The organism is Nocardioides albidus, from assembly GCF_006335005.1.
Taxonomy (GTDB): Bacteria; Actinomycetota; Actinomycetes; order Propionibacteriales; family Nocardioidaceae; genus Nocardioides; species Nocardioides albidus.
Genome location: NZ_VDMP01000026.1, coordinates 374,240 through 383,752, shown reverse-complemented (window position 1 = coordinate 383,752; position 9,513 = coordinate 374,240). Strand labels below are relative to the sequence as shown.

At 72.7% G+C, this 9,513-nt stretch carries 10 protein-coding genes; 6 read left to right on the top strand and 4 right to left on the bottom strand.

Annotation, left to right across the window (positions count from 1 at the left end):
* Positions 1-814 precede the first annotated feature (814 nt).
* The gene (locus FHP29_RS17665) at positions 815-3,331 is read left to right on the top strand and encodes an SCO7613 C-terminal domain-containing membrane protein (RefSeq protein WP_139624170.1); all 2,517 of its coding nucleotides are present in this window, start codon (positions 815-817) and stop codon (positions 3,329-3,331) included.
* 34 nt (positions 3,332-3,365) lie between these two features.
* Positions 3,366-3,857 carry a thiol peroxidase gene (tpx, locus tag FHP29_RS17660; RefSeq protein WP_139624169.1) on the top strand — a complete coding sequence of 164 codons (492 nt, stop codon included), beginning with the start codon at positions 3,366-3,368 and terminating at the stop codon, positions 3,855-3,857.
* 4 nt (positions 3,858-3,861) lie between these two features.
* Here tpx and FHP29_RS17655 read toward each other — a convergent pair whose 3' ends face one another.
* Entirely contained in the window at positions 3,862-4,176 is a 315-nt protein-coding gene (locus FHP29_RS17655) for an MGMT family protein (RefSeq protein WP_139624168.1), read from the bottom strand.
* A 310-nt stretch (positions 4,177-4,486) separates the two neighbouring features.
* A complete protein-coding gene (moeZ, locus tag FHP29_RS17650) occupies positions 4,487-5,695 on the bottom strand; it encodes an adenylyltransferase/sulfurtransferase MoeZ (protein ID WP_139624167.1) in 1,209 nt (402 codons plus the stop codon).
* Positions 5,696-5,860: 165 nt separating this feature from the next.
* Between moeZ and FHP29_RS17645 the strand changes: the two genes are divergently transcribed.
* The 4 genes from FHP29_RS17645 (at position 5,861) to FHP29_RS17630 (ending at position 8,129) form a co-directional block, all read left to right on the top strand.
* Positions 5,861-6,541: a TetR/AcrR family transcriptional regulator gene (locus FHP29_RS17645; RefSeq protein ID WP_139624166.1), complete on the top strand. Its 681-nt coding sequence runs from the start codon at positions 5,861-5,863 to the stop codon at positions 6,539-6,541.
* Between the two features lie 82 nt (positions 6,542-6,623).
* Positions 6,624-6,854 (top strand): DUF3107 domain-containing protein, encoded by a 231-nt coding sequence (locus FHP29_RS17640; RefSeq protein ID WP_139624165.1) that lies wholly within the window; start codon positions 6,624-6,626, stop codon positions 6,852-6,854.
* A 67-nt stretch (positions 6,855-6,921) separates the two neighbouring features.
* Positions 6,922-7,731 (top strand): PP2C family protein-serine/threonine phosphatase, encoded by an 810-nt coding sequence (locus tag FHP29_RS17635; protein WP_158296622.1) that lies wholly within the window; start codon positions 6,922-6,924, stop codon positions 7,729-7,731.
* Positions 7,732-7,757: 26 nt separating this feature from the next.
* Positions 7,758-8,129, top strand: a complete 372-nt coding sequence (locus tag FHP29_RS17630; RefSeq protein ID WP_139624163.1) for a hypothetical protein — start codon at positions 7,758-7,760, stop codon at positions 8,127-8,129.
* 35 nt (positions 8,130-8,164) lie between these two features.
* Here the strand turns inward: FHP29_RS17630 and ligD are convergent, their stop codons facing one another.
* Entirely contained in the window at positions 8,165-9,079 is a 915-nt protein-coding gene (gene ligD, locus FHP29_RS17625; RefSeq protein WP_139624162.1) for a non-homologous end-joining DNA ligase, read from the bottom strand.
* The coding region (locus FHP29_RS22895) for an ATP dependent DNA ligase (RefSeq protein WP_476703671.1) at positions 9,079-9,513 on the bottom strand (435 nt) is incomplete at its 5' end. The genes FHP29_RS22895 and ligD, both read right to left, overlap by 1 nt.

The following is a 9,513-nucleotide window of genomic DNA, read 5'->3' as shown; positions in this document are numbered from 1 at the left end:
GAGGAGCCGAGCCTTTCCGCGAGCCGACACTGTGGCCGCCAGACCGACGCGACCACCTACCGGTCTCGACCGCGGCGCGGCAGCGCGGCGCGAGGAACGAGCGACGCGCTCGCGCCATCCAACAACGCGCTCGCGCCTTTCCAACCTCACGCGCCGGTCATCGCGGGAAGCGAGGGCGACGCAGCGCAGGGAGCGACGAAGGAGCGACCGGAGCGGAAGAGCCGAGCTTTCCGCGAGCCGACCCGGTGGCCGCCAGACCCACGCGACCACCTACCGGACTCGACCGCGGCGCGGCAGCGCGGCGCGAGGAACGAGCGACGCGCTCGCGCCATCCAAAAAGATGAAGGGCCCTCGTGAGTATGAGTCACAAGGGCCCTTCGGGTTGACCGGTACTGGTGACGCTCCCGGTCGACCACCCGGCTGCTGCGATCCCGCGAGCCTCGTCACCCGGCTCGCGCGGCCGGCGTCCCCTTGCGGGGCCGCCTCGCTGGGACCCGGAGGTCTCGGCCTGGCCGTCTGGATCGATGCCTTCCGGCTGATCCCGCTCTCCCGGAGGAGTGCGTGGGAGAAGTTCTACGCCCGTGTCTGCGACGGTGGCAAGGGATTCCCCCTGTTTTTATGGGGGTTTCTGGTCAATCCACCGACGGTCGGCGTGTCGTCCACAAGCCGCTCCCCACTTCTCCACAGCGGAGGTGCCGTCCTCCCCAGCCGGTGGGAACGCCTGTGGAGAACCCCGTGCGCTGAGTACGCCTGCTCAGGCGGCCTGAGTCACCGGCTGCTGTCGGACGACCGGGGGTCATGGGGCAATGGGTCCATGCGCTACGCCGATCCCCTGCTCTGCCCCGACTGCCGCTCGGACCTCCCTGCCGGCGTCCCCGTCTGCCCGACCTGCGCGCTGCTCGTGCGTCACCCGCTGGCGGTCGATCTGTTCGGCACGCTGCAGCGCGCCGACGGCCTCCTCACCCGCCTCCGTTCCGAGAGCGACGCCTTCCACCGTCCTCCTGCCCACGTCGGGACGACCGCGATGCCGAGCCAGGTCGGCGGGCCACTGGTCCCGCCGAGCGGCCCTCTTCCCGAGAAGCGGGCGGCCTCGGCCGGCATGCCGCCAGCACCGCCCGCACCGCCACTGTCGCCGCCGTCGCCGAGTGGCGTGTCGTTCGCGTCGGTCCCCAAGATCCTGCTGGGGCTCGGCGCGTTCTGCCTGTTGGTCGCCGCGGCCATCTTCCTCGCCGTGTCGTGGTCGACCCTCGGCGTCGGCGGTCGTACCGCCGTCCTTGCCGGGATCACGTTGGCCGCCGGCGCCGCTGCCCTGCTGCTGCATCGGGTCGGGCTGCGGATCGCCGGCGAGTCGCTGATCGTCGTGGCGCTGGGCATGCTGGCCCTCGACGTCGTGGGAGCCGGCGCCGCGGGCTGGTTCGGCGACGCCGGCGACAGCGCCGTCGCCTCCGTCTCGGGCCTCGTGGTCGCCTTGGCCGGGACGGTCCTCGGGTTGCTCCGCGTCTCCGGCCAACCCCGGCTCGTGGCGCCGCAGGTCATCGCCGGGATCGGTCTCGTCGTCGGGTACGCCGGGGCGGTCGACGCGACGCGCCACCCGCTGGTGAGCGGCCATGTCGTCGTCGCGCTGGGAGTCCTCGGCGTCCTCCTCGGTCGTCGCGTCGGCGCCCCGCCCCTGTCGTGGAGTCTCGCCTGCGCCGCGGGTCTCGCCTGGGCCGGGACCGCCGGAGCCGCGTTCCTCGAGTCGGCTGACAGCCCTGACCTCCACCAGCTCTGGGTGGACGGCAGCGGCTGGTCCCTCCTCGCCAGCGCCGCCGCGCTCCTCGTGCCGGGCGCCGTCGTCCGCCACCGCGACCTGCTGCTGGCTGGTGCCAGCGGTGCGGCGATGCTCGTCACAGTCGCTCTCACCCTGCCGTGCGTCGACGCGGACGCGCGGACCGTCGGCCTCGTCGCCCTCGCTACGACGGCCGCGTGGGTCCTCGCCCTCGGCGTGCTGCCCCATCCGGTGCGAGTGATCGCGCTGGCCCCGGCGGGCGCCGGGAGTCTCGTGCTCGGCGGCCTCGTGCTCGCGACGGTCGTGGTCGCCCTGGACCGCTGGAGCCGGCTGGGTGATGTCTTCGTCCAGCCGATCGGTGTGCGTCTCACCTCCCCGGACGCGGCCACGGAGCCGCTGCTCCTCGTGCCTTCGGTGCTGACCGTGCTCGCCCTGGTCGCCCTGGTCGATCGGGACCGCACGCGGCGCTGCCTGCCCGTGTGGGCCAGAGTCGCCGGGCTCGTCGCAGGCGCCGGCGCCTCGGTCACCCTCGCGTCGTACGACCTGCCCCTGGCCGTCCCGGTCGCGGTGCTCGCCGTCGTGGCGCTCGGCACGGTGGCCCTCGCCCTTCTGACCGACGGCGCGGAGGCGACCGGGTGGGCCGCGGCCGCCGTGGTCCTGACGGGGGCGGTCTCCCTCGGCGCGCTGCCCAGCGACGGGCTGGTCCTGGCGACTCTCGCGCCCCTCGCCGTCGCGATGGTGACGCTCGCGGCCGTCGGCCGTCAGCCGGGCACGAGGGCACTGGCGGGCGCGGGTGCGCCGGCGGCTCTCGGTCTGGCCGGCGCGGCGGCCGCCATGGTGATCGGCGACGACACCGCCTGGGTGTCGATCCCCGTGCTCCTCGCCGTCGGCGTCCTCGCCCTGGCCCTTCCTCGTCTCGAGGTCGAGCTCTCCGCTGTCACCGTGGCGGTCCTGGCACTTCCGGTCTCGCTGGCGAGCGTCACGGACGTCGGCGGCTACGCGGCCCTCTGGCTGACCGTGGCCGGGTTCCTCGTCTGCGCGACCGCGCTGCTCCACGAGTCGCGTCGCGGGTGTGCCCTCGCCGGTGCGGCACTTCTGCTGCTGGCGAGCTGGGTCAGGCTGGCCGACCTCCAGGTGACGACTCCGGAGCCCTACACGCTGCCGCTCGCCGGCGCCCTGCTCGCGTTCGGCCTGTGGCGCCTGCAGCGCACGGCCGCGGTCGGCACGATCGAGGCGCTGCTCCCGGGCCTGCTCCTGGGGACCGTTCCGTCCCTGCTGTGGGTCCTGGGCGCCCCGGTGTCCCTGCGGGCACTCGTGCTCGGAGCCGCCTGCCTCGCGCTCACCATCGCCGGCGCGGCGGCCCGCTGGAGCGCACCGCTCCTGGTGGGGGCGAGCGTCGGCGCCGTGGTGGTGCTGCGCGAGCTCGGGCCGTACGCCGGGGAGTTCCCGAAGTGGGTCTGGATCGGGCTGGCCGGCGCGCTGCTGACCGTCGTCGGCATCACCTGGGAACGACGCCTGCTCGATGTCCGCAAGGCGGTCGGCATCCTCGGTCGGCTCCGGTGATCGACGGCTCGCCGGGACCTGCTAGACAGGACTCATGGCTACCACTGCACTCGGGGGCAACCCCGTCACCACCGCCGGCGAGCTGCCGGCCGTCGGCTCCTCCGCTCCGTCGGTCTCCCTCGTCGGCGCCGACTTCGGCACCGTGACCCTCCCCGAGGGTCAGCGCGCCGTCCTCAACATCTTCCCCAGCATCGACACCGGCGTGTGTGCCGCGAGCGTGCGCAAGTTCAACGAGCTCGCCGCCGGCCTCGAGAACACGGCCGTCATCAACGTCTCGCAGGACCTGCCGCCGGCGCTCGGCCGGTTCTGCGGCGCCGAGGGCATCGACAACGTCCAGGTCGGCTCGGCCTTCCGCTCGAGCTTCGGTGACGACTACGGCGTGCGGATGACCGACGGCAAGCTCGAGGGCCTCTTCGCGCGCTCGATCGTCGTCCTCGACGCCGACGGCACCGTCCTGCACTCCCAGCTGGTTCCCGAGATCGCCACCGAGCCCGACTACGACGCCGCCATCGCGGCGCTCGGCTGATCTCTCAGTCGCCCGTCGCCGGGTCCCAGAAGGCTCGGCGCATGTCGAGGGCCCCGCTGCTGCTGCGCAGCGGGGTCCCCTCGGCGAGATAGGCCTCCCGCGCCCGCTCGCCGTGACTCTGCGGGAGCGTGCCGTCGGCGCGGACGACCCGCCACCACGGCACCGGCGCCCCGTATCTCGCCATCACCGCACCGACCTGGCGGGGTCCGCCCCCGGCCACCTCCGCCAGGGCGCCGTACGTCGTCACCCGCCCCGGCGGGACCTGCTCGACCAGGTCGAGCACGCGCTCGACGTACCCCTCGTCCACGACGCCGATCATGCCGTGCCGCCGCCGCGACGACCGAGGGCCCCGTCCGGTGGACGGGGCCCTCAGATGCTCCCTCGGCACGACCGGCCGGTGGGCCGGTCGCATCTCGATTGGTGCGGCGCGGCTGCGAGGGCCGCGTACTCGGACCAACGAGACGCACGGACCGCCGGTTACGGATACAGCAGAATTCCGGTCGCCTCACCAGCAGGCCGACGCCCACCGCGAGTCGCACGACCGGCGCGGCCCGAAGACCGAGGAGCAGCGCCCGGGGACGGCAACGGGCCCCGCGATCCGAGAGGATCGCGGGGCCCGTTCGATGCCGTCAGTACGCCGGCTGGCTCGGGTCGATCTGGTTGACCCAGGCCACGACGCCGCCGCCCACGTGGACCGCGTCGTCGTACCCGGCGCCCTTGACGATCGCGAGGCACTCGGCCGAGCGGACGCCGCTCTTGCAGTGCAGGACGACCTGCGTGCCGGAGTCGACCGGCGGGAGCTGGGAGAGCGCGTTGCCGTTGAGGAACTCGCCCTTGGGGATGAGGACCGCGCCGGGGATGTGGTTGATCTCGGCCTCGGCGGGCTCGCGGACGTCGACGAGGACGAAGTCGCGGGAGCCCTCCTCCTTCTCCTTGATCATCGAGGCGAGCTGGGTCACCGAGATGGTCGCGTCGGCGGCCGCGTCGGCGGCCTCGTCGGAGATCGCGCCGCAGAAGGTCTCGTAGTCGATCAGGCCGGTCACGGTGGGGTTCTCGCCGCACAGCGCGCAGTTGGGGTCCTTGCGGACCTTCAGCTTGCGCCACTCGAGCTCGAGGGCGTCGTAGATCACGAGCTTGCCGATGGCCGGCTCACCCGCGCCGATGAGCAGCTTGATGGCCTCGTTGACCTGGATCGAGCCGATGCTCGCGCACAGAACGCCCAGCACGCCGCCCTCGGCGCAGGAGGGGACCATGCCCGGCGGCGGCGGCTCCGGGTAGAGGCAGCGGTAGCAGGGAGCGTCGTCGGCCATGGTGGGCGCGAACACGGACGCCTGGCCGTCGAAGCGGTAGATCGAGCCCCACACGTAGGGGATCCCGAGGAAGTACGCCGCGTCGTTGACCATGTAGCGCGTGGCGAAGTTGTCGGTGCCGTCGACGATCAGGTCGTAGCCCTTGAAGACGTCCATGACGTTGTCGTTGTCGAGGCGCTCCTCGTGGAGGATCACGTCGCCCAGCGGGTTGATCTCGAGGATCGACTCCTTGGCCGAGAGGCCCTTCGACTTGCCGAGGTCGGACATGCCGTGGATGACCTGGCGCTGGAGGTTGGACTCGTCGACCTCGTCGAACTCGGCGATGCCGAGCGTGCCCACGCCGGCGGCGGCGAGGTAGAGCAGCGCCGGGCTGCCGAGACCGCCGGCACCGATGACGAGGACCTTGGCGTTCTTGAGGCGCTTCTGCCCGTCCATCGCCACGTCGGGGATGATCAGGTGGCGGCTGTAGCGGCGGACCTCGTCGATGGTCAGCTCGGTGGCCGGCTCGACCAGCGCGGGAAAGCTCACGGTTGTTGCTCCTCGAGTACAGCAGGTGGGTGGGGTGGTCCAGGGCTCAACGCTACGGCGGCCCCGGCTGTTCCCTCGACCCGTCCATCGTCCCTGGCGGGTCCGCGGCGCCGCCGCCACGTCCCGCCATCCGGACCCGTGCTACTTGCGAGTAGTCTCGTGCCCGTGGTGACCGAGCAGTTCGACCTGGACGAGCCGCGGCCGCGCGGCGTACGACTTCCGCGGCGCGAGCGACGCGCTCAGCTGCTGTCCGCCGCCCTCGAGGTCTTCGTGGCACAGGGCTATCACGCGGCGGCGATGGACGACATCGCCGAGCGGGCGGGTGTCTCCAAGCCGGTGCTCTACCAGCACTTCCCGAGCAAGCTCGAGCTCTACCTCGCGATCCTCGACGCCGCCTGCGACTCGATCATCGCCAACTGCCGGCGCGCGCTGGAGTCGACCCAGGACAACAAGCAGCGCGTCGCAGCAGCGATCGACGCGTTCTACGCCTACGTCGGCCACGACACCGGCGCGTTCCGGCTGGTCTTCGAGTCCGATCTCACCAACGAGCCCGCGGTCCGCGACCACGTCGACCGGGTGACGACCGAGTGCGCCGCCATGATCGCGGCGGTCATCGAGGACGACACCCACCTCCCGGCCGCCGCCTCGCAGCTCCTCGCGGTCTCCCTCGTCGGCATGGCCCAGGTCAGCGCGCGGTTCTGGCTGACCGAGAACGACGGCGCCATGGCCGGACTGCGCCGCGACGAGGCCACGGCGCTGGTCGCGGGGCTGGCGTGGCGCGGCATCCGTGGCTACCCGAAGACCGACGAGCCGAAGACCGACGAGCCGAAGACCGACGAGCGCTGAGCCTGCGCCGCTGCCTGCGCCACCGCCCGTGCCTCCTGTGCCGCCTGGCTAGGCTGGCGTCCCCACGAACGAGGAGAGTGACATGACCGTCGAGGTCAAGATCGGTGTGCAGAACACCGCCCGCGAGCTGGTCATCGAGACCGAGGAGACCAACGAGGCCGTCGCCAAGCTGGTCCAGGACGCGATCGCCGCCGGCGACGGCGTCATCAGCCTCACCGACACCAAGGGCAAGGTGACCGTCGTCCCGACCGCCAAGCTCGCCTACGTCGAGATCGGCCGCAGCACCGCCGGCCAGGTGGGCTTCCGGAGCTGACGCTCCCCGGGAACTCCGGCGCCCCTCCCGGGCGTTGACCAGGAATCGACCCCGGGAGGTGAGCGTCGTGCTCCAGTTCCGATTCGCGGCACGCAGCGAGACCGGACGCGTGCGCGCCAACAACGAGGACGCGGGCTTCGCCGGTCCCTACCTGCTCTGCGTCGCCGACGGCGTCGGCGGGGCGGAGGCGGGCGAGGTCGCCTCGGCCACGACGACGTACGTCGTCAGCGCCCGCGCGCTGGCCCATCCCGGCCACGAGCCCGGCCGTCTGCTCGCCGCGGCCACCCGCGAGGCGCACGCACAGATCGCCGCCGGGATCGCGGCGGAGCCGGGCCGGGCCGGGATGGCGACCACACTGACCGCCGTCCTGACCGACGGGATCCACACCGCTCTTGCCCAGGTCGGCGACTCGCGCGCCTACCTGGTGCGCGACGGCGAGGTCAGCCAGCTCTCCCACGACCAGACCCTGGTCCAGGCGATGGTCGACAGCGGTCAGCTCACGGCAGCGCAGGCCGCGGCGTCGCCGTACCGCAACGTCGTGCTCCACGCGGTGGACGGCGAGCACGTCCCCGAGCCGGACCTGCTCCTGCTCGACCTGCACCCCGGGGACCGGCTGCCGCTGTGCAGCGACGGCGTCTCCGACGTGCTCTCCCCCACCGCGATCGGGCGCGCTCTCGCCGTCCGGAGCAGGTCCGTGGCCGTGGACCGCCTGGTGCTGGGCGCCCTCGACGGCGGCAGCCGCGACAACGTGACGGCCGTCGTCGCCGACGTGGTGGACGCGCCGGCGATCGCGGCGAACGGCAGGGTGCTGGGGGCGGCCGTCGACCTGGCCAACGTCGTCGACCCGGTCGCCGTCCGTCCATTGCGCTCGGCCTGACCGGCCGCTGGTCCTACACTGGAGCCGTGAGCGCGAAGCGGTCCTACGAGTACGCGCGCCTGTGGGTGCCGCTGTACGACACTGCCTCGCTCGCGGTGACCCGGCCGGTCTACCTCATCGAGGCCGCGGACGGCTTCGAGGGCTTCGCCGCCGAGAAGAACACCACCCTGATGGGACTCTTCGACGAGCTCGGCCGCGCCGGCTGGCGCATCGACATGACGCCGCAGCGGATCGACCATCCCCCCGCCGAGTTCCAGATGCTCATCGACGCCACCCTCGACGAGGCGGACCACGCCGTCGCCCCCGACCAGGTGGCACACGCGGTCGGCTCGGGCGGCGACCCCGCGGGCGCCGTCACCGGGTTCGACGTCTATCCCATGCGCCGCCGCACCAACTGACGTCGGGGCCTGCGACACGCTCGCGCAGGACAGGCTCAAAAGAGGTCGCCGTACTCCTCGACGCGCTCGAGCACCTGCGTCGGCGTGAACTGGTCGAGGCCGAGCGGGTCCTCCGCGCCCTCGGCGACCTCGTCCCAGCCGACCGGGGTGGCGACCTGGGGGCGGGGCGTGCCGCGCAGCGAGTACGGCGCCACGGTGGTCTTCGATCCGGCGTTCTGCGACCAGTCGAGGAACACCTTGCCGCGGCGACGGGCCTTGGTCATGGTGGCGGTGACCAGCTGGGGGTGGGCGGCTTGGAGCTCCTCGGCGATCTCCTTGGCGAGCTCGCTCGTCTCCGCCGACGGCAGCGGCTCGGCCAGGGGGGCGTACAGGTGGAGGCCCTTGCTCCCGCTCGTCACGGCCACAGCCTCCAGGTCGCGCTCGGCGAGCGCCTCCTGCACATGCAGCGCGACCTGGCAGCACTCGTGCAGCCCCGCCGGCTCGCCGGGATCGAGGTCGATGACGATGCGGTCCGCGCCGACCGGCTCGTCGTCGGCGTCGACGGTCCACTGGTGGACGTGGAGCTCGAGCGCGGCGAGGTTGACCGCCCAGACCAGGGTGGGCAGATCCTCGATGATCGGGAAGACCAGGGTGTCCCCGTGCCGGCTCGGACCTCGGCTGCCGGTCGTGGGCACCTCCGCGGTGCGCACCCAGCTCGGAGTGCCGCGGGGCGCGTTCTTCTCGAAGAAGCTCATGTCGCCGACGCCGTGCGGCCAGCGGATCCGGGTGACCGGACGGCCGGCGAGATGCGGCAGCAGCACCGGCGCGACCCGCACGTAGTAGTCGAGGACCTCGCCCTTGGTGGTGCCCGTCGTCGGGTAGAGCACCTTCTCCAGGTTGGTCAGGCGCATCGTGCGGCCTTCGACGTCCACGTGGACCTCGGTCCGGGGGTGGTCGGCCTTCTTCGGCATCACAGGTCCTCGGGGGTCAGGTCGGTGCGCACACCCTGGTACGACGGCTGCCGGAGCCGCTCGTAGCCGACGCCGTGGGTGTCGACGTCGACCACCACGACCGGCTCGACCCACACCGTGCCGTCGGCATCGACCCGCGGTACGTCGTCGGCGAACGGGCTGGCCGGGCGGGTCAGGGGCGCCAGCAGTTCGGTGAGGGCGCGGGACTGCTTCGGCCCGACGCCGCTGCCCACCCGGCCGCGATAGGCCAGTCCGTCGGCGGTCGGCTCCCCCACCAGCAGCGCCGCCAACCGGTCGCTCGTGCCGACCTGCGGTCGCCACCCACCGACCACGAAGGAGCCGCGGTGGCGGTGCGGGAACTTCAGCCAGTGGTGGCTGCGCGCGCCGGGCCGATAGGTCGAGTCGCGGCGCTTGCTGACGATGCCCTCGAGCCC

What these genes read in the sequence shown, in the direction of transcription:
- tpx (WP_139624169.1), top strand. Translation starts at nt 3,366, where the DNA reads ATGGCTACCACTGCACTCGGGGGCAACCCCGTCACCACCGCCGGCGAG.
- FHP29_RS17665 (WP_139624170.1), top strand. Translation starts at nt 815, where the DNA reads ATGCGCTACGCCGATCCCCTGCTCTGCCCCGACTGCCGCTCGGACCTC.
- FHP29_RS17655 (WP_139624168.1), bottom strand. Translation starts at nt 4,176, where the DNA reads ATGATCGGCGTCGTGGACGAGGGGTACGTCGAGCGCGTGCTCGACCTG.
- FHP29_RS17640 (WP_139624165.1), top strand. Translation starts at nt 6,624, where the DNA reads ATGACCGTCGAGGTCAAGATCGGTGTGCAGAACACCGCCCGCGAGCTG.
- ligD (WP_139624162.1), bottom strand. Translation starts at nt 9,079, where the DNA reads ATGCCGAAGAAGGCCGACCACCCCCGGACCGAGGTCCACGTGGACGTC.